Annotated in this window: 22 protein-coding genes and 1 rRNA gene; 12 read left to right on the top strand and 11 right to left on the bottom strand. The window is 47.8% G+C overall.

Annotated elements, in window-relative coordinates; all coding sequences use genetic code 11:
• Positions 1-86 (bottom strand): 16S ribosomal RNA (locus L1D31_RS20530); the annotation flags it as partial.
• A 560-nt stretch (positions 87-646) separates the two neighbouring features.
• Between L1D31_RS20530 and L1D31_RS20525 the strand changes: the two genes are divergently transcribed.
• Positions 647-1,198 carry a gamma carbonic anhydrase family protein gene (locus L1D31_RS20525; protein WP_239838845.1) on the top strand — a complete coding sequence of 184 codons (552 nt, stop codon included), beginning with the start codon at positions 647-649 and terminating at the stop codon, positions 1,196-1,198.
• On the opposite strand, the gene L1D31_RS20520 is transcribed toward L1D31_RS20525, so the two are convergent.
• From L1D31_RS20520 to L1D31_RS20505, 4 genes are all read right to left on the bottom strand, one after another.
• Complete coding sequence (locus L1D31_RS20520) at positions 1,188-1,454, bottom strand: DUF1488 domain-containing protein (RefSeq protein ID WP_239838844.1); 267 nt, start codon at positions 1,452-1,454, stop codon at positions 1,188-1,190. The genes L1D31_RS20525 and L1D31_RS20520 overlap by 11 nt on opposite strands.
• Entirely contained in the window at positions 1,454-2,287 is an 834-nt protein-coding gene (aroE, locus tag L1D31_RS20515) for a shikimate dehydrogenase (protein WP_171353892.1), read from the bottom strand. Before aroE ends, L1D31_RS20520 begins: the two co-directional genes overlap by 1 nt.
• A gap of 75 nt (positions 2,288-2,362) precedes the next feature.
• Entirely contained in the window at positions 2,363-3,280 is a 918-nt protein-coding gene (gene hemF, locus L1D31_RS20510; RefSeq protein WP_021458651.1) for an oxygen-dependent coproporphyrinogen oxidase, read from the bottom strand.
• Positions 3,281-3,301: 21 nt separating this feature from the next.
• A complete protein-coding gene (locus L1D31_RS20505) occupies positions 3,302-3,859 on the bottom strand; it encodes an L-threonylcarbamoyladenylate synthase (RefSeq protein WP_006957520.1) in 558 nt (185 codons plus the stop codon).
• Positions 3,860-4,055: 196 nt separating this feature from the next.
• Here L1D31_RS20505 and purE point away from each other — a divergent pair, with 196 nt between their 5' ends.
• Both purE and L1D31_RS20495 read left to right on the top strand, forming a co-directional pair.
• A complete protein-coding gene (purE, locus tag L1D31_RS20500) occupies positions 4,056-4,541 on the top strand; it encodes a 5-(carboxyamino)imidazole ribonucleotide mutase (RefSeq protein ID WP_006957519.1) in 486 nt (161 codons plus the stop codon).
• Positions 4,542-4,545: 4 nt separating this feature from the next.
• Positions 4,546-5,679: a 5-(carboxyamino)imidazole ribonucleotide synthase gene (locus tag L1D31_RS20495; protein WP_239838843.1), complete on the top strand. Its 1,134-nt coding sequence runs from the start codon at positions 4,546-4,548 to the stop codon at positions 5,677-5,679.
• 48 nt (positions 5,680-5,727) lie between these two features.
• On the opposite strand, the gene L1D31_RS20490 is transcribed toward L1D31_RS20495, so the two are convergent.
• From L1D31_RS20490 to dprA, 3 genes are read right to left on the bottom strand one after another with little or no spacing between them, the layout of a single operon-like run.
• Positions 5,728-6,312 (bottom strand): topoisomerase DNA-binding C4 zinc finger domain-containing protein, encoded by a 585-nt coding sequence (locus tag L1D31_RS20490; protein WP_239838842.1) that lies wholly within the window; start codon positions 6,310-6,312, stop codon positions 5,728-5,730.
• 15 nt (positions 6,313-6,327) lie between these two features.
• Positions 6,328-6,807: a DUF494 family protein gene (locus L1D31_RS20485; protein ID WP_006957516.1), complete on the bottom strand. Its 480-nt coding sequence runs from the start codon at positions 6,805-6,807 to the stop codon at positions 6,328-6,330.
• Positions 6,808-6,809: 2 nt separating this feature from the next.
• Entirely contained in the window at positions 6,810-7,925 is a 1,116-nt protein-coding gene (gene dprA, locus L1D31_RS20480) for a DNA-processing protein DprA (RefSeq protein ID WP_239838841.1), read from the bottom strand.
• Positions 7,926-8,175: 250 nt separating this feature from the next.
• On the opposite strand from dprA, the gene def reads away from it, so the two are divergent.
• From def to L1D31_RS20450, 6 genes are read left to right on the top strand one after another with little or no spacing between them, the layout of a single operon-like run.
• Entirely contained in the window at positions 8,176-8,697 is a 522-nt protein-coding gene (gene def / locus L1D31_RS20475; RefSeq protein ID WP_006957514.1) for a peptide deformylase, read from the top strand.
• Between the two features lie 22 nt (positions 8,698-8,719).
• Complete coding sequence (fmt, locus tag L1D31_RS20470) at positions 8,720-9,667, top strand: methionyl-tRNA formyltransferase (protein ID WP_239838840.1); 948 nt, start codon at positions 8,720-8,722, stop codon at positions 9,665-9,667.
• Between the two features lie 56 nt (positions 9,668-9,723).
• Complete coding sequence (gene rsmB, locus L1D31_RS20465; RefSeq protein WP_239838839.1) at positions 9,724-11,004, top strand: 16S rRNA (cytosine(967)-C(5))-methyltransferase RsmB; 1,281 nt, start codon at positions 9,724-9,726, stop codon at positions 11,002-11,004.
• 49 nt (positions 11,005-11,053) lie between these two features.
• On the top strand, positions 11,054-12,430 hold the full coding sequence (gene trkA, locus L1D31_RS20460) for a Trk system potassium transporter TrkA (protein WP_239838838.1): 1,377 nt from the start codon (positions 11,054-11,056) through the stop codon (positions 12,428-12,430).
• Positions 12,431-12,440: 10 nt separating this feature from the next.
• Entirely contained in the window at positions 12,441-13,886 is a 1,446-nt protein-coding gene (locus tag L1D31_RS20455) for a TrkH family potassium uptake protein (RefSeq protein ID WP_239838837.1), read from the top strand.
• Between the two features lie 10 nt (positions 13,887-13,896).
• Positions 13,897-14,496 carry a DUF3157 family protein gene (locus L1D31_RS20450; protein WP_239838836.1) on the top strand — a complete coding sequence of 200 codons (600 nt, stop codon included), beginning with the start codon at positions 13,897-13,899 and terminating at the stop codon, positions 14,494-14,496.
• Here L1D31_RS20450 and L1D31_RS20445 read toward each other — a convergent pair.
• The 3 genes from L1D31_RS20445 to L1D31_RS20435 all read right to left on the bottom strand — a co-directional run bounded on the left by L1D31_RS20445 (position 14,493) and on the right by L1D31_RS20435 (position 16,528).
• The gene (locus L1D31_RS20445) at positions 14,493-15,146 is read right to left on the bottom strand and encodes a hemolysin III family protein (protein WP_239838835.1); all 654 of its coding nucleotides are present in this window, start codon (positions 15,144-15,146) and stop codon (positions 14,493-14,495) included. The two genes, L1D31_RS20450 and L1D31_RS20445, sit on opposite strands and share 4 nt — an antisense overlap.
• An 84-nt stretch (positions 15,147-15,230) precedes the next feature.
• The gene (locus tag L1D31_RS20440; protein ID WP_239838834.1) at positions 15,231-16,028 is read right to left on the bottom strand and encodes a sporulation protein; all 798 of its coding nucleotides are present in this window, start codon (positions 16,026-16,028) and stop codon (positions 15,231-15,233) included.
• 305 nt (positions 16,029-16,333) lie between these two features.
• On the bottom strand, positions 16,334-16,528 hold the full coding sequence (locus tag L1D31_RS20435) for a hypothetical protein (protein ID WP_239838847.1): 195 nt from the start codon (positions 16,526-16,528) through the stop codon (positions 16,334-16,336).
• A gap of 110 nt (positions 16,529-16,638) precedes the next feature.
• Between L1D31_RS20435 and L1D31_RS20430 the strand changes: the two genes are divergently transcribed.
• From L1D31_RS20430 to L1D31_RS20420, 3 genes are all read left to right on the top strand, one after another.
• On the top strand, positions 16,639-16,905 hold the full coding sequence (locus L1D31_RS20430; protein ID WP_239838833.1) for a YihD family protein: 267 nt from the start codon (positions 16,639-16,641) through the stop codon (positions 16,903-16,905).
• 248 nt (positions 16,906-17,153) lie between these two features.
• Positions 17,154-18,572 carry a cytochrome c oxidase accessory protein CcoG gene (gene ccoG / locus L1D31_RS20425; protein WP_239838832.1) on the top strand — a complete coding sequence of 473 codons (1,419 nt, stop codon included), beginning with the start codon at positions 17,154-17,156 and terminating at the stop codon, positions 18,570-18,572.
• Between the two features lie 53 nt (positions 18,573-18,625).
• The gene (locus L1D31_RS20420) at positions 18,626-19,612 is read left to right on the top strand and encodes a serine/threonine protein kinase (protein WP_239838831.1); all 987 of its coding nucleotides are present in this window, start codon (positions 18,626-18,628) and stop codon (positions 19,610-19,612) included.
• Positions 19,613-19,639 lie beyond the last annotated feature (27 nt).

Below are 19,639 nucleotides of genomic sequence, written 5' to 3'. Positions count from 1 at the left end.
GTTCAGATAACTCGTTTCCGCTCGACTTGCATGTGTTAGGCCTGCCGCCAGCGTTCAATCTGAGCCATGATCAAACTCTTCAATTTAAGATTTTGTCGGCTCAATGAATACTGAACATTACATAACGTAATGTTTGAATTGACTGTGCTCTTATTGGTTTTCACTTTTGAAAAAGTAAAACAAAACAGCTCAAGGCTGCTTCCCAATTCGAATGGTCACTTCGTATCATTGAAACCTAATTTGAAACCAAAGTTTCTAATTGGATTATCATCAACGAGTGCCCACACAGATTGATAGGTTTATATTGTTAAAGAGCGCTCTTCTTTTGTGATTAACATCACTTCGGAAGAGGCGGTCATTTTAGCGATATAAAGTTTAGTGTCAACCACTTTTTTCAAACTTATTTTCAAGCGTTTCCGCTTGGCTAATCGACCTTGCTAACTGGGCTTTATGGTTTCGAAACATAAGCTTCGAAGCGTTCCCGTGTCAGCGAGGGGGCATTATAGAGATCGACGTCACGTTGGCAACCCCTTTTTGCAGTTTTTTTTGATTTTTTTGCCGTTTGAGTATTTTCTATTCAAAGATAGCTATTTTCCATACTCTTCTACCTCTGTTTATCCAGAATTCCTCTATATAAGGAGAAAAAATGAGCGCCTTGCGTAGTTATAAAGATACACGTCCCGTCATTGGTGAACGTGTCTATATTGATCAAAGCTCAGTGTTGGTGGGCGATATTAGAATTGGCGATGATTCGAGCATCTGGCCTCTAGTTGCAGCTCGCGGTGACGTCAACAATATTCACATTGGCAAGCGAACCAATGTCCAAGATGGCAGCGTATTACATGTTACGCACAAAAATCAGGAAAACCCTGATGGTTACCCGCTTATCATTGGCGACGACGTCACTGTCGGCCATAAAGTGATGCTACATGGGTGCATTATCAAAGACAGGGTGCTGGTAGGTATGGGCGCGATTGTATTGGATGGCGCCGTAATAGAAGAAGACGTCATGATTGGTGCAGGCAGTTTGGTCCCACCAGGAAAGACTCTCGAAAGCGGCTACTTATATGTAGGTAGCCCAGTCAAACAGGCACGTCCTCTTAACGATAAAGAACGCGCCTTTCTACAAAAGTCAGCAGACAATTACGTGCAGAACAAAGAAGATTACCTGCATCATGTCGATGTGATTAGCAAATAACTTCGACCTGCCCTGACTGATTGAAGGTTTCGTCCTCAATCAGTTCTTCGGCTAACTCTTCCAGATCAAATCGGTGCTGAATAAAGCAAACGAGAGCTTGCTCAGCACCTTGAAGTTTTTGTCCAGCCAATACTTCCAACTGATTCAAGGTAACCACACACTCTATCAGCGCGCCTGACTGCTGCGCGGGAAAAACGACTGCTTGCAGGTGGTCATCCCAATGCTGCATATCGGGAAACAGAATCGACTGATTCATTACTTACCCTCTAGATTCTTTCTTAATTCGCGTAGAATTTGTTTTGTCCCAGGTCGGATACCTCGCCATAACATGAAGCTTTCCGCAGCCTGCCCCACCAGCATGCCCAATCCGTCGTATACCACCGCCGCATTATGCTCAATTGCCCACTGATTGAATGTCGTGTGACCAGAGCCATACATCATGTCATAAACGGTAGAGTTAGGTGAGAAGATTGCCGATGAAATCGCAGGCAGCTCGCCACTGAGACTGGAAGACGTCGAGTTGATGATAATGTCGTAGCTCTGTTCGATGTGTGCCATCTCAACCGCTTTAATCGGACCAAAGCTGGAAAACATCTCTTGTAGCGTCTGCGCTTTGGATAAGGTCCGGTTGGTAATCACAATTTCAGCAGGGCTTTGGTCAAGTAAAGGCTTGATTACACCACGAGCCGCACCTCCTGCACCGATCAAGAGAATTCTTGCACCTTCAATCACGACCTGATTCTGCAGTAGGTCCTGTACCAGCCCTTCACCATCGGTGTTATCACCTAAGATCTCACCATCATCGAGCTTTTTCAGCGTATTGACGGCACCCGCCAACTGAGCCCGCTCTGTTAAACGTGTAGCCAGTCGGTAAGCATCTTCCTTAAATGGCACAGTGACATTACATCCTTTTCCGTTTTGAGCAAAAAAAGCTTCAGCCGCCGCAACAAATCCATCCACTGGAGCCAGTTCAGCGGTATACGTCATTGACTGATTGGTCTGACGAGCAAACAGCGTATGAATAAACGGTGACTTACTCTGGCTTATCGGGTTTCCGAAAACGGCATAACGATCTATCTGCTGGGTCATATCCTTACCTACTCAAAACAAAAAGGGCCATTGCAAACCAATGACCCTATCATTAACCCTATAAGGAAGAAAGTGTTACCAATCGCGAGGCTTCAAGTAGTCCTGATACAGCTCTGCTTCATGGGTTCCCGGCTCCACTTGGTAACTGTATTCCCATCGCGCCAGTGGTGGCATCGACATCAGGATAGACTCTGTACGGCCACCACTTTGTAGGCCAAACAGCGTTCCGCGGTCATAAACCAAGTTAAACTCAACATAGCGACCACGACGATATAGCTGGAATTGGCGCTCTCGCTCACCGTATTCGGTTGCTTTACGGCGCTCGACAATTGGCAGGTAGGCTTGGCAATACCCTTCACCAACGGCTTTGATGTAATCAAAACACTTATCGAACTCCCAATGATTCAAATCGTCAAAGAACAAACCGCCAACACCACGTGTTTCATCACGATGAGGTAGGTAGAAATATTTGTCACACCACGCTTTATGCTCTGGATACACTTCACTGCCGAACGGTGCACATACCTCTTTAGCAGTGTTATGCCAATATTGGGCGTCTTCTTCAAACGGATAGAAAGGTGTCAGGTCAAAGCCACCACCAAACCACCAGATAGGCGCTTCACCGTCTTTCTCTGCAATAAAGAAACGCACATTGGCGTGGGATGTGGGGATATAAGGGTTTTTCGGGTGCATGACCAAGGACACGCCCATCGCTTCAAATCGACGGCCTGCAAGTTCAGGGCGATGTGCCGTAGCCGACGCTGGCATTTCTTTTCCCTGTACGTGCGAAAAGTTCACACCACCTTGCTCAAATACAGCCCCCTCTTTCATCACTCGAGTGCGGCCACCACCACCTAAACGTTCACCAGGCTCACGACTCCACGCATCTTCTATAAACTCAGCATGGCCGTCGGCCTGTTCAAGTTGCTGACAAATGGAATCCTGTAGCTCCATCAGGAACTGTTTCACTGCTTGCTTGTCGATGGCTGACATGTTTCTACTTCCTTTGCAGGGTTAACCCTGTCTTAATACCTTGGATGTTTTTGCGTCGCGAATTTCACTTGGCTTGTCTCGCCCACCCGTATCTCCCGCCAGTATTGCAACTAAGCGATCACCGAGTTGCTGCTCAACTTCTGCGGTCGTCATACAAGGGGGTTCACCGGTCAAATTTGCGCTGGTAGAGGTTAACGGCTTTCCAAGCGCATTACACATCTTTTGTACCAAAGGATGATCGGTCACACGCACCGCAATCGAGTCAAACTGGCCTGAAACCCAATCCGACACTTTATCGCTGCACGGCATGATCCAAGTAACGGGGCCAGGCCAAGTCTGATGGACTTTCTGTAGCTGCTCATCCGTCAGCTGAGACTCGTCAATGTACGGCAGTAATTGTTCATAGCTAGCAGCGATCAGGATCAGACCTTTTTCCACTGGCCTTTGTTTCAGTTCTAATAGTTTCTGAATCGCTTCAGGGTTATCAGGATCGCAACCAACACCGAACACACCCTCCGTCGGGTACGCAATCACTTCACCGTTTTTCAGAGCCAACAGAGCCTGCTCAAAATTATCCACTGATTCTTTCCTGTCTGATGTACTGTCTAATCACTAAGTTTACAAATAATCATTGGTAGTGACTAAAGCTATTTATTTATAAATTGTGTCAATCTGGATTTAAACTTCGCGCAAACGTTTGCTTGAGATTAAAATCCCCGTATAATGCGCTCAAATTTATCTGCTCATCAATAGAGTTGCATTAAAGGAGTTTAAGATGAAAGTCGGTATCATCATGGGTTCTAAATCTGACTGGCCAACCATGAAACTAGCAGCTGAAATGCTGGATCAGTTTGGCGTCGAATATGAAACAAAAGTGGTGTCAGCTCACCGTACTCCGCAGCTTCTTGCTGATTATGCCAACAGCGCTAAAGAGCGCGGCCTGAAAGTCATCATTGCCGGTGCTGGTGGCGCCGCTCATTTACCAGGAATGGCGGCCGCTTTCACTAGCTTACCTGTTCTCGGTGTCCCTGTTCAATCGCGTGCATTAAAAGGGATGGACTCGCTACTATCAATTGTTCAAATGCCAAAAGGTATCGCGGTAGGCACATTGGCCATTGGCGAAGCAGGTGCGGCGAATGCGGGCATTCTCGCGGCTCAGATCATCGGCACACATGATGATGCCGTGATGGAGAAAGTAGAAGCATTTCGCAACCAGCAAACTGAAACCGTGTTAGCGAACCCAAACCCGGCAGAGGACTAATCCCATGCAAGTGTTAGTGCTTGGAGCGGGACAGCTGGCACGCATGATGTCACTGGCTGGCGCTCCTCTGAACATCGATATTATTGCGTATGATGTTGCGAGCGAAAATATCGTCCATCCGCTGACTCAGTCGCTACTGGGCAAAGGGTTGGACAATGCGATTGAGCAAGCAGATGTAATTACCGCCGAGTTCGAGCATATCCCACATGATATTCTTGGTGTTTGCCAAGCAAGCGGAAAGCTCTTCCCCTCTGCCGACGCCATCAAAGCTGGCGGTGACCGACGAATCGAAAAAGCATTGCTGGACAGGGCTAAGGTCCACAACGCCAAATACCATGTAATCCAAACACGCGAAGACTTTGCTCACGCTATTGAGCATGTCGGTATCCCAATGGTACTAAAGAGTGCCTTAGGTGGTTATGACGGCAAAGGCCAGTGGCGACTCAAAGATACAATGCAAATAGACGCAGTATGGGCTGAGATGGAAGCCTGTATTACCGCCACCGAAACACAAGCGATTGTTGCGGAGGAGTTTGTTCCTTTTCAACGTGAAGTGTCACTTGTCGGTGCACGCGGTAAAAATGGCGAAGTCGCGGTCTACCCACTTGCAGAAAACGTCCACACCGACGGGGTACTGAGTGTCTCAACAGCCATTGCCGATACTGAGTTGCAACAACAGGCACAAGAGATGTTCACTGCGGTTGCTAACGAGCTCAACTATGTCGGCGTGCTAGCCCTTGAGTTCTTTGATTTGAATGGCACCTTGCTGGTCAACGAAATCGCACCTCGTGTCCACAACTCTGGCCACTGGACACAACAAGGTGCAGAAACCTGTCAGTTTGAGAATCACTTACGAGCAGTGTGTGGCATGCCACTGGGTAGCACCAAGCTGATCCGCGAAACGTCGATGATCAATATCCTTGGTGAAGATACCCTGCCAGAAAGCGTACTCGCTATGCCGGGATGTCATGTCCACTGGTATGGGAAAGAAAAGCGCGCAGGACGCAAGATGGGCCACATTAACGTGTGTGGTGATTACAGTGGTGAACTGCAACGTCAATTATCTGCTCTGGCAGAAGTCTTAGACGCGGATGCTTTCGCGGCGGTTCATGAGATCGCGCGTCACATTAAGCACTAGTCATCGCAAACTTGATAAAACAAAAATGGCGCTGAAACAGCGCCGTTTTTATTGTTCACTCTGGGTGTGATGGCATTTTCGATCAGCGCACTGATGTTTCATCCCACTAGCGAGCTTCTTCTCGATCAATAAAGGAAAACCACACTTTTCGCACTTACCCTTAACTGGCGGCTGATTGACCGCAAACTTGCATTTTGGGTAGTTATCGCAGGCAAAGAAGGCTTTGCCAAAACGGTTCTTCCTCTCGACTAAATGACCTTTACCACACTCCGGGCACGCATGTTCTGCTTGAACCTCTTGTTCAGTCGGTTGCTCAAGCGACTCGATATGGTCACAGTGCGGATAATGACTGCAACCAATAAACATACCGTAACGCCCTTGGCGCAGCACCAATTCATTAGAGCACTTCGGACAGGGTACGCCCAGCTCTTTAATGATATGGCCGTCATTCTGATGTAAAGGTTGGATAAAGTCGCAGGTTGGATACTGATTACAGCCCAAAAACGGGCCGTGCTTGCCATGGCGAAGTTGTAGCTCGCCTTCACGCTGTTCAGAATGGCACTTAGGGCACGCTTTATGTTCTAAAGCGTGCTCATGGGCCGAAAACAACTGATGATCTATTTTACCGCTCATAGCCACTCATGGAGTTTAGTGAAGAATACCTTGCTCTTTGGTATACAACAGCTCTTCCATAAGCGTGTAGGCGTTTTCATTACCTGGAACATTAAACAGCACCATCAGCACAATCCATTTCAGATCATCCAGTTCGAACTCGTCTGTTTCAAGCCCCATGATACGATCAATCACCATTTCACGCGTCTCAGTCGTCAGCACATTGACCTGCTCAAGGAAAGTCAAAAAACCTCGAGATTCAAGGTTTAGGCGCTCACACTCTTTCGCGGTATAGATACGCGTTGAGGTGGATGTGCTGCAAATGGAAATCGCGGAATGCGTTTCGCTTTGCTGCAATGCAGCCAACTCTTCCAGCCAGACAAGGGCTTTATAGATGTCTTTTTGATGAAAGCCAGCACGAAGTAACTCTTCTTCTAGCTCATCTTGATTGACCTGTAACTCCGCATCGCTATGGATGTAAGTTTCAAACAGATACATAAGGATATCCATCATCATAGCTAGCCCCTCCCCTTTCGAATATAGCCACCGGAAACCGCAACAACATGCCCTGAGAGCTCAAGCTCCAAGAGCTGCATCATCACTTCATGCACAGGTATATTGGTCCTGCTTGCAAGAATATCAACTGGTGTAGCCTTACTTCCTACGTTAGCTAACAGCTGAGGAAATGGCAATTCTTCTTTGCAATCAATTTGTTCAAATAGATCGCTTTGCACTGGCGGCTTATTAACATCAGACCAGCGAATCAGGCTATCTATTTCATCAACAATATCGGAAACGTGTTGAACCAAGCACGCACCTTGCTTTATCAACAGGTTACAGCCTCTCGCATGGGGATGATGAATCGAGCCGGGAATCGCAAACACTTCACGGCCTTGCTCCATCGCATAGCGAGCGGTGATCAGAGAGCCACTTTTCTCTGCCGCCTCTATGACTAAAACGCCCAATGACAAACCACTAATGATTCGATTTCGACGTGGAAAATTATCAGCTTTTGGCTTCACATTGGGATGAAATTCAGAGACCAACGCCCCTTGTTGAACGATGCGTTGAGCTAACTTCTTATGCCGTGCCGGATACACAGAATTTAAGCCACAACCGAGAACAGCTATGGTTTGGCCATTGCCATTCAGAGCCCCATCATGGGCATAACCATCAACGCCTAACGCTAAACCGCTGGTCACGACCATGTCTTGATTCACCAGTTGGGTTGCAAAGCTGCGTGCGGTATTCAGCCCGTCAATACTGGCATTGCGACTGCCCACGATAGCCATTTGCGGCCGAGACAAACTCTCTAACTGACCTTCAACAAACAGCGCGGCTGGCGCAGGATCAGCCTGTTTTAACAGTGCCGGATAACCATGGTCACTCAAAGGTAGAATAGTTCTGACACTAGACGCTGCTTGCCACTCAAAACACGCTTCAATATCCTCGGCAGCTCGGTGTTGGAGATAGTTCAGTTGCGAGTCGGAAAAGCCTAAGCGGCGTAATGTCTCGGGTGAAGAGTCAATGATGTTAATTGGAGAATCTACCGCCACCAAACGCTGAAACGTTTTGGGCCCAATCCGCGGCGTAAAGTACAAGCTCAGCCAAGCCGTCAGTTCTTCTTTCGTCATAGGAAAATTTAATCCGGCCTAGCACCTTGTTACACAACACTGACGAGCTAGAGCAAGTCAGCCTAAACCTCTTATTTCAAGAGAAGTTTGACCGCTTAGTGTTCGCCAAATTTGACATGATTCACAGTGCAATTTAACTCGGGGAAAATACGCAAAAGTGTAATGAGGCTGTCATTTGGGTAGCAAAATGTCTAGAATTGAGCCAACAAGGTTTATCCTGATTCGGCTCAGTTCAACATTTCGAGTGTATATGTCTGTATTACAAGTATTAACATTCCCAGATGAGCGCCTTCGCACTGTTGCAAAACCAGTGGAGAAGGTGACCCCTGAGATTCAAAAGTTCGTCGACGACATGATTGAAACCATGTATGACGAAGAAGGTATTGGTCTTGCGGCAACGCAGGTCGATTTCCACCAACGCATCGTCGTTATCGATATTTCAGAAACTCGCGATCAGCCAATGGTTTTGATCAACCCTGAAATTCTTGATAAGCGTGGCGAAGATGGCATTGAGGAAGGCTGTTTGTCTGTTCCTGGTGCACGAGCACTGGTTTCACGTGCTGCAGAAGTCACGGTTAAAGCACTTGACCGTGATGGCAAAGAATACACATTTGAAGCAGATGACCTGCTTGCTATCTGTGTTCAGCATGAGCTTGACCATTTAGAAGGCAAACTTTTTGTCGATTATCTTTCGCCTCTAAAACGCAAGCGCATTCAGGACAAACTGGCAAAAATCAAACGCTTTAACGAAAAACAAGCCAGCCAAGCCTAATGGCTAACTAAAGGAACGTACTTTGAGCAAACCTTTGAAAATTGTTTTTGCCGGTACTCCGGACTTCGCCGCCCGTCACTTGGCGGCGTTGTTGTCTTCGGAGCACCAGGTTATTGCGGTCTACACACAGCCAGACCGTCCTGCGGGTCGAGGCAAAAAGCTGACGGCCAGCCCAGTCAAGAATATCGCGCTTGAGCATGATATCCCGGTTTACCAGCCAGAAAACTTTAAGTCAGATGAAGCTAAGCAAGAACTGGTTGATTTAAATGCGGATCTGATGGTCGTGGTCGCTTACGGTTTATTGCTGCCTCAAGCTGTACTTGATACACCGAAGCTGGGTTGTATCAACGTCCATGGTTCGATTCTGCCACGTTGGCGCGGTGCCGCCCCTATCCAGCGCTCTATTTGGGCAGGCGATCAGGAAACAGGCGTCACTATTATGCAGATGGATATCGGCTTGGATACTGGCGATATGCTGAAAATTGCCACTTTGCCGATCGAAGCCACTGATACCAGCGCTTCTATGTATGAAAAGCTCGCTGGGCTTGGCCCGCAAGCTCTGGTTGAGTGTCTGGCTGACATTGCTGACGGCAAAGCGTCTCCTGAAAAGCAAGATGACGAGCTGGCGAATTACGCCAAAAAGCTCAGCAGAGAAGAAGCACGCATTAACTGGAATGATGACGCCAAGCATATTGAACGTTGTGTGCGCGCCTTCAATCCTTGGCCGATGAGCCATTTTGAAGCCGCCGACAACAGCATCAAAGTCTGGCAAAGCCGCGTTGACGTTCAAACGACAACTGAGGCACCCGGCACAATACTGCAAGCAGATAAAACGGGGATCTATATTGCCACTGGCAAGCATGTTCTGGTTCTCGAACAGCTTCAGGTACCCGGTAAAAAAGCCATGCCAGTTCAGGATATCCTCAACTCGCGTGCCAGCTGGTTTGAAGTCGGCACACAGCTGACCTAATTTATACGTACTTTTTGAGGGTGGAGACACCCTCCCTTACTGTTAAGGTATTCAACATGAATGTTCGCGCTGCTGCGGCTAATGTCCTTTTCCAAGTGGTCGATAAAGGCCAGTCTCTCTCTAACGCACTTCCTGCGGCTCAACAACAAGTCAAACCTCGCGATCAAGCGTTGTTACAGGAAATCTGTTACGGATCATTGCGTTATTTACCTCGCCTTGAATCGATCGCGAATGAGCTGATGGATAAGCCGCTTAAAGGCAAACAACGCGTTTTCCATCACCTGATTCTGGTCGGTATTTACCAACTGAGCTTTATGCGTATTCCAGCGCACGCAGCCGTCGGGGAAACCGTCGAAGGCACCAAAACACTCAAAGGCCCACGTCTACGCGGATTAATCAATGCAGTGTTACGTAACTATCAACGTAGCCAAGAAGAGCTAGACGCTCATGCCATGAGCCACGATGCTGGTAAATATGGTCACCCAAGCTGGTTACTTAAACTGCTTCAGGACGCCTACCCACAGCAATGGCAAGACATTGTGGAAGCCAACAACAGCAAAGCGCCAATGTGGCTGCGCGTGAATCACCAACATCACAGCCGTGACGAATACCAGCAACTGCTCAAAAATGAAAACATAGATAGCAGTATTCACAGTGAAGCGAGCGACGCCCTAAAATTGGCCGCTCCGTGCGATGTGACAAAACTGCCAGGCTTTGAGAAAGGTTGGGTTTCCGTTCAGGATGCCGCTGCTCAGTTGTCGATTAACTACCTAACGCCAAAAGATGGCGAGTTAATTCTAGATTGTTGCGCCGCACCGGGAGGCAAAACTGCCCATATTCTTGAACATACTCAAGATGCGCAAGTAGTGGCCATTGACTGTGATGACAGCCGCCTCAAACGCGTACACGACAACCTGCAACGCCTTCAGCTGAAAGCGCAAGTTATTTGCGGTGACGCACGTAAGCCAAAAGATTGGTGGCAAGGCGAGCAATTTGATCGCATCCTGCTCGATGCACCTTGTTCGGCCACTGGCGTCATTCGTCGCCACCCAGACATCAAATGGCTGCGTCGTGGTGATGACATCGCAGCATTGGCAGAGCTACAAAGCGAGATTCTGGATGCGATGTGGCAGCAGTTGAAACCGGGAGGTACGCTGGTTTATGCAACCTGCTCTGTGACACCACAAGAAAACAGCGAACAGGTGAAAGCGTTTCTGACGCGCACCGCGGATGCTCAGTTAGAAAGTTCGCAGGCAGACAATCCAGGACGCCAAGTGCTTCCAGGCGAAGAGGACATGGATGGCTTTTATTACGCCATCCTGACAAAAATCGCGTAGTAATTCGGGGATCATCGATCCCCTAAATTTTGGTTAGACGAGAAACGGTATGAAAATCATCATTCTTGGCGCTGGTCAGGTAGGCGGTACACTGGCAGAGAATCTGGTCGGTGAAAACAATGACATCACCATAGTCGACAGAAATAGCGATCGACTGCGTGAGCTGCAAGATAAATATGATTTACGGGTAGTGAACGGTTACGCCAGTCACCCAGATGTGCTGCGTGAAGCAGGCGCACAAGATGCCGACATGTTAGTCGCAGTGACCAATATGGATGAAACCAATATGGCCGCCTGTCAGGTTGCCTTTTCTCTGTTTAACACTCCCAATCGAATCGCACGTATCCGCTCGCCACAATACTTGGCCGAGAAAGAAGCGCTATTCCAATCTGGCGCCGTTCCGGTTGACCACCTCATCGCGCCAGAAGAACTCGTGACCAGCTACATCGAGCGCCTAATCCAATACCCAGGGGCACTGCAAGTGGTGAGCTTTGCCGAGCAGAAGGTGAGCTTAGTAGCGGTGAAAGCGTATTACGGGGGTCCACTGGTGGGTAACGCCCTATCAGCGCTGCGAGAGCACATGCCGCACATTGATACGCGCGTTGCTGCTATCTTCCGCCAAGGTCGTCCAATACGCCCTCAAGGCACCACCATTATCGAAGCTGATGATGAAGTATTCTTCGTTGCTGCCAGTAACCACATCCGCTCGATAATGAGCGAACTACAGCGTTTGGAAAAACCCTATCGCCGCATCATGATTGTCGGAGGCGGTAACATCGGTGCCAGCTTAGCCAAACGCCTTGAGCAATCATACAGCGTCAAGCTGATCGAGCGTAGTTATAAGCGTGCGGAAAAATTATCTGAAGAGCTGGAAAACACCATTGTCTTCTGTGGTGACGCTGCGGATCAGGAACTACTCACCGAAGAAAACATCGATCAGGTCGATGTGTTCATCGCCCTAACCAATGAAGATGAAACCAATATCATGTCCGCTATGCTGGCGAAACGCATGGGTGCAAAAAAAGTGATGGTGCTTATCCAGCGTGGTGCCTATGTCGATCTGGTTCAGGGTGGGGTGATTGACGTCGCTATCTCACCTCAGCAAGCAACCATTTCCGCCTTGCTAACGCACGTCCGTCGTGCCGATATTGTTAATGTCTCTTCACTGCGTCGCGGCGCAGCGGAAGCCATTGAAGCCATCGCTCACGGTGATGAAACCACCTCTAAAGTCGTTGGCCGCGCGATTGGCGACATCAAACTACCACCAGGCACAACGATCGGTGCGATTGTACGGGGTGAAGAAGTGTTGATCGCCCATGACAGAACCGTGATTGAGCAAGATGACCACGTAGTGATGTTCCTGGTGGATAAAAAGTACGTCCCAGACGTCGAAGCGTTATTCCAACCGAGTCCTTTCTTCCTCTAGGATTGACACTATGGTCAATTTCCGTCCTGTATTGTTTGTTATTGGGCTGGTTTTGTCGAAACTGGCCCTGTTCATGTACGTCCCCACCCTAGTGGCTTTCTTTACCGGTACGGCAGGGTTTCTTGAGTTTGGTCAGTCCGTCATTATTACTCACCTAGCTGCCTTCGTCTGTCTGACAATCGGTCGTACCAAGCGCTTCAAACTCAGCGCACGCGATATGTTCCTTATCACCAGTCTGGTGTGGATGGTCGCCAGTGCTTTTGCTGCTCTGCCATTTGTCTTCATCAATCACATCAGTTTTACCGATGCGTACTTTGAAACCATGTCTGGCATTACGACTACTGGTTCTACCGTACTCAGTGGGCTGGATGACATGGCTCCGAGCATCTTGTTGTGGCGTTCTATCTTGCAGTGGCTTGGCGGAATCGGCTTCATTGTCATGGCGGTCGCGGTGTTGCCGATGCTCAACGTCGGTGGTATGAAGCTTTTCCATACCGAATCTTCTGATTGGTCAGATAAAAGCAGCCCTCGCGCCAAGACCGTGGCCAAAAACATCATGTTGGTCTATTTGATCCTAACTGGCTTGTGCATGGTAGGCTATCTTCTGACTGGCATGAATTTGTTCGAGGCTATTAACCACTCGTTCACCACTCTCTCGACAGGCGGCTATTCCACTTCAGATGGCTCAATGAACCATTTTTCTAAAGGGTCTCATTGGGTAGCGACGCTGTTTATGTTCCTTGGTGGATTGCCCTTCCTGCTGTTTGTGGCCGCAATGCGCAAGCGCCGGGTAGATGAGTTAATCAATGACGCGCAAGTACGCGGTTTCACCTACCTGTTTCTTATCACCAGCCTGATCATTTCAGCTTGGCTAGTAATACGAGATGGCTACAGCGTTATGGATGCGATGCGAGTCTCAATGTTCAACATAGTCTCGGTTGTCACCACTACCGGCTTTGGCTTGGAAGACTTTACCGCATGGGGCGCACTGCCAACCACCTTATTTGCCTTCTTGATGATGGCGGGGGCCTGTTCCGGCTCTACCTCAGGTGGTATCAAAGTCTTCCGTTTTCAAATTGCGAAGACGCTGCTCAACAAACAGATGATGAAGCTAATCCACCCTTCGGGAGTGTTTGTTCAGCGCTATAACCACAGACCAGTCAATGATGACATTGTGCGCTCTGTAGTCGCCTTTGCCTTGATGTTCTTTATCACAATTATTTTTATTGCTGGGTGCCTAAGTGCATTAGGGTTAGACCCTATTACCAGTATTTCCGGATCTATCACCGCCGTGGCCAACGTTGGCCCCGGCATGGGTGCGGTGATCGGTCCAACAGGTAATTTTGCCCCATTACCCGATGCCGCTAAGTGGCTCCTCAGCTTTGGAATGCTGATGGGACGACTGGAAATTCTCACCTTATTGGTGCTGTTTTTCCCGGCATTCTGGCGACGTTAAGGACAAAACAATGAAAAAACTTCTCGGACTTTTTACCTTGCTAACCAGCCCACTGGTGTTTGCCAGCCAAACTGTCACTCTTGAAGATGGTCGCCAAGTCCAGCTTAATGACGACTTCACTTGGCAATATGTAGTGCCAGTGGAAGCAACCAAAACCGATGAGATGGCAGCAGTTGAAGAGACCACTCAGCCAGCCGCCACCATTCCGGTCAAGAAAGCCAAAGTGGCAGCCATTCCGCTGATCGAAAAAGCGGTAGGAACCATTATCACTGTCGGTAGCGATCGTGCCACCATGCAGTTGTCTGACTCAGGTGTTGAAGTGTTATTAGGTGCGGTGAGCTATCAAGATGGTCAGTTGATGATTCCAACCTCAGTCACAAACCAAAGCAGCCAGTCAGTGATTTTAGTTGAAATCGAAATTCAGGTCTCGACGACCTCAGGAAACGTGCTGAGCAAAGAGTCAGTCAAGGTATGGCAATCCATCAAGCGCATGGCCGATACCTATCTACGTCCTCAACAAGTAGAACAGGGTAAAACGATTGAACTGGCGATTGGTCAAGCCGAGCAGTACTTAGTGACCGCCAAAGTCATTAATCTCGAAACACGTTAGATCGGCTCAACGTAGAGATAAATCGCCAGAAAGTGACAAGCGCACCCTGCTAAAACAAACCCATGCCAAATGGCATGATTATACGGGATGCGCTTGGCAACATAGAAAATCACGCCCAATGAGTAGATCACCCCTCCCGCAGCCAGTAACGTTAACCCGCCAACATCCAGATTCATTGCCAATTGATAGATGACCACCAGCGATAGCCAACCCATCAATAAGTAGGTCACAAGCGAAAGCTTTTTAAAGCGATAGACAAACGCTAATTTCATAATGATACCTACCAGAGCGATGGTCCAGATGACGATCATCAGACCAATCGCTAAAGGGGTTCTGAGGCTGACAAGCAAAAATGGGGTATAGCTGCCTGCAATCAACAAATAAATCGCACAGTGATCAAACGTCTTCAGCGCCCGCTTGGCTTTTTGATAAGGGATCGCGTGATACAGAGTGGAAGCAAGAAACAACACGATCATGCTGCCGCCGTAGATGCTCATACTGGTAATAGTCAGAGCATCCGCATTATGATCGACTGCTTTGATCAGCAGCAATACCAAACCCACGATACCAAGGACCATCCCGATACCATGAGTTAGCGTGTTAGCGATTTCTTCTTTGATGCAGTAAGGCTCAGTGTGATTAGTCGACATAACAAACCATACTCTGGTGGAATATTTACTCCAAAGTATGGCACACTCAGCTTACACTTGTAAGCCCAAATTATTAACTTTGCGTTAAGAGTGGCTATCGAGATATTTGAGAACTTGCTGACCAGCCTCATCAGCAGGTGTATGAACGGAGATCGTCAGTTGGCGTTTTAGCTGGCCACCCCCTAATAAGCTGGCGAGCATTCCCTTGGCACCTTCTCGATGACGATCGATTTCAAACCACATCTGAAGCTCATCATTATTGCGATACGCTACCATTTCCAATTCGCGCCAACGACCATGAAAGGGCCCTGTGGTCGGAACAAACTCAAACTCCTGAACAAAAGGCAGCTCAAATCCCTCTACCGCTTCACACTCTACCTGACGAATACGCAACCCCTGCTCTTCTAATGCCGTGAAAATACCGTCTAATAAGGGATCAGGGCGCACCGTAAGAATATCAGTGTCACTGGGATCCTTTGCTAGGGCAATATTGAGCCCTGTTTCCAGCCATACTTTAGAGTCACCAATGGTGACCGGTGCATTCCATGGTACATCCAACTCGACTTCGAAATCACGCTTCTCTCCAGGCTCAATGGTAAACGCATAGGGTAATGTCCAGTGCGCCAGAGTATAACTGGTTGGCATGCGGCGCATATGACCACGATGATGGTCATCCCTACCCTGATTCGCTGGTACTTCTTTGATGTAACGACAATAGAGTTTCATCTCTATATTGTCGATTTCCTGCGCTGTCGAGCCACCATAGACATGGACAGTCACGTTGACCTTTTCACCTGGATATAACACTTCTTGCTGCAGTACAGAATCGACCTTTGCAGAGCCGATACCAAAACTTGCGAGGGTTTTCTTAAAGAACGACATACACACCTCCGTGGCAAAACGCAACCATCAATATAATCACACGGTATCATATTAATCTGCACGTCTGTCTCACTGCTACTACGCTTCTCACATAATTGTAGTGATAGAAGCCAGACAGGATCGAATAGATATCGATCAATGGATAGGATGGTGCTAATCTAATCACTGATATGCATAATTCATATCATTATTCCTGATTAGCTACTTGGATTGGCGTGAGCCAGAAGAGCCACCCTTCAGCAGTGAAGCATAACTCATAGCTAATCAGGCCATAAGTTCGGCAATGGATGTGCCTGGCAGTTAGGTTAATTAATGCGCCCAACAGCAGTCAGGTGTACGTCGCACACAAATCGTGCGATGCGTCGTCGTAGTGGCTTCGTCACTACTCCAGCGACAAAAAAACTCGCTCCCGGAATGACTTTAGTGGAAAAGACGACGTTGATGTCATCGACCCCAGCCAAAGTCACTAAGGCGGCATAGGTACAAAGCGCAGTTTCCACTGCGCTTTTTCTTTTCTCCTTTCCCTCTCTTCAGCCGTATCCCGTGGTATTGGTCTGCCTGATTTGATACCTTTAATGCTATACCAATATAAAAAATGTGGAGAAAGCCGATGAAGTGTCATCGCATTGAAGAGCTACTAGAGTTACTTGAACCCGAGTGGCAAAAAGATCAGCAAATGAATTTGCTGCAATTTATCGTCAAGTTAACTCAAGAAGCTGGCTACCAAGGCAAACTGGAAGACCTTACTGATGATGTTTTGATCTACCACCTTAAGATGCGTAATAGCGCTAAAGATGAAATGATTCCGGGGCAGAAAAAAGACCAAGAAGATGACTTCAAAACCGCAATCTTAAGAGCACGCGGGATCATAGAATAACCCCATTAAAAACAGCGGCCGCAAGGTCGCTTTTTTATATCCAAATCATTAAGAGGGATAAAACTGTTAGGCAATTTATTTATAAAACTGTACTGATCTTTGTGCTTAAAGGTTGATAGCCTTAAAGAAATAAAAAAGAGATTGCGTATATAATCGCCGTCCATAAGAAAAGACTAAAATATTAAAGAGCACAGTCGACAGAGCGAGATCACTCAGAAATCTCGCCTTTAGCCCAAGAAGGAAGCGTAATGAGTCAGGACAAAATTGAAATAAAAGACGTGACTCCTAAAACCTTTAACCCTAAGACACACAAAAACACAGGGGATAGGTTTAACCCAAGCAACCGCATCTACGTACGCGAGAGTAAGGGAACATTTCAGCAATTACGTCGTTATGGAGGTTGGTTCCTACTAGTCCTCTTTGCGATGGTGCCATGGATTCCTTACGGGGAACGCCAAGCGATCCTGCTCGACCTAGCGAACCAGCAGTTTAATTTCTTTGGTACCACCCTTTACCCGCAAGATCTGACCTTGCTGGCACTGCTATTTATGATCTCTGCGTTCGGACTGTTCTTTCTCACCACATTTTTAGGCCGCGTTTGGTGTGGTTATCTCTGTCCGCAAACTGTCTGGACCTTCATGTATATTTGGTTTGAAGAGAAGCTGGAAGGTAGCGCCAATAAACGCCGCAAACAGGACTCAGGTAAACTCACCTCAAACCTGGCTATGCGCAAAGGGTTAAAGCACCTAGCATGGTGGGCAATTGCGCTAGCTACGGGCTTTACTTTTACTGGCTACTTTGTACCGATCAAAGATCTCGTCCTCGGATTCTTCACCTGGAACGCAGATTTCTGGCCCGTGTTCTGGGTACTCTTCTTTGCTGGTTGTACCTATGCCAATGCCGGTTGGATGCGCTCGATTATGTGTGTGCACATGTGCCCGTATGCGCGCTTCCAGTCTGCCATGTTTGACAAAGATACCTTTATCGTCGGCTACGACACAAAACGAGGAGAATCACGTGGACCTCGCCCACGCAAAGCCGATCCAAAAGCCCTTGGTTTAGGCGACTGTATCGACTGCAACTTGTGTGTTCAGGTCTGTCCAACCGGTATCGATATTCGTGATGGTCTGCAATACGAGTGTATCAACTGTGGTGCCTGTATTGATGCCTGTGACAATACTATGGAGCGCATGGGTTATGAAAAAGGCCTGATCAGTTACACTACTGAACATCGTTTATCCGGAAAACACACCAAAGTCATGCGACCAAAGCTCCTTGGTTATGGCGCCGTGCTGCTAGTCATGATCGGTTTGTTCTTTGCGCAAGTGGCTGCCGTCGACCCAGCAGGCCTAAGCGTACTGCGTGATCGCAACCAGCTGTTCCGTGTAAATGGTTCAGGTGAAATCGAAAACACCTACACACTGAAAATCATCAATAAAACTCAGCAGACCCAAGAATATAACTTAGGTGTCAAAGGGCTTACCGATGTCTCTTGGTACGGTAAGCAAACCGTTCATGTATCACCAGGTGAAGTATACAACCTACCAATGAGCTTAGGCGTCAATCCAGACAATCTCAGCTCTCCTGTTGCGACAATTCAGTTTATACTGTCCGATAGCGAAGACTTTACAATTGAAGTAGAAAGCCGCTTTATTAAAAAGCTCTAACGGCACTCTACCTAAAATATGGAAAAGGGCTCAGCAATGAGCCCTTTTTATTTATGACCCAGCAAGCCTTTAACTTTGATGCTCTCACCCCTGACTTTATGTGGTATGCCTTGGAAAGCATCGGCATTCGCGCTGAATCCGGTTTCCTGCCACTCAACAGTTACGAAAACCGTGTTTATCAGTTTACCGATGAAAAACGCCAACGCTATGTGGTGAAGTTCTACCGTCCAGAGCGCTGGAGTTCAGAACAAATCCAAGAAGAGCACGACTTTACACTGGAACTGATTGAAGCCGATATTCCTGTTGCCCCGCCAATTAAGATCAATCATCACACACTGCATCGCTATCAGGGCTACCTATTTGCTTTATTCGCCAGTGTCGGCGGGCGCCAGTTTGAAGTAGACAACCTAGAACAGCTCGAAGGTGTAGGGCGCTTTCTTGGTCGAATTCATAAGGTCGGCGCTCGAACTCCCTTTCAGCACAGGCCCACCATCAGCCTCGAAGAATACCTGCATCAACCACGTAAGATTCTGCAGCAGTCATCGTTCATTCCATTTCATCTTGAGAACGCCTTTTTCAATGATCTGGACTTATTGATTGACTCGCTACAACAGCACTGGGATGACTCAGCCAGTATTATTCGTCTTCATGGTGATTGTCATCCCGGTAACATTCTCTGGCGTGACGGCCCGATGTTTGTCGACCTTGATGACTCACGCAATGGCCCAGCAATACAAGATCTGTGGATGCTACTCAGCGGGGAACGCGCAGACAAACTGATGCAGTTGGACATCATCTTAGAGGCCTACCAGGAATTTAATGACTTTAACACTAACGAATTGAAACTAATTGAACCTTTACGCGGTCTACGTATGGTGCATTATATGGCATGGTTGGCAAAAAGATGGCAGGATCCTGCTTTTCCTATCGCCTTCCCGTGGTTCGATGACCCAAAATACTGGGAAAGCCAAGTATTAGCTTTCAAAGAACAAATTTCGGCATTGAGTGAGCCACCACTCTCACTGATGCCACAGTGGTAAGAAGCCAAAATGACAAACATGGAGTCA

The organism is Vibrio sp. Isolate23, assembly GCF_022398095.1.
Lineage (GTDB): Bacteria > Pseudomonadota > Gammaproteobacteria > Enterobacterales > Vibrionaceae > Vibrio > Vibrio coralliilyticus_A.
This window is presented reverse-complemented; position numbering and strand designations above follow the sequence as displayed.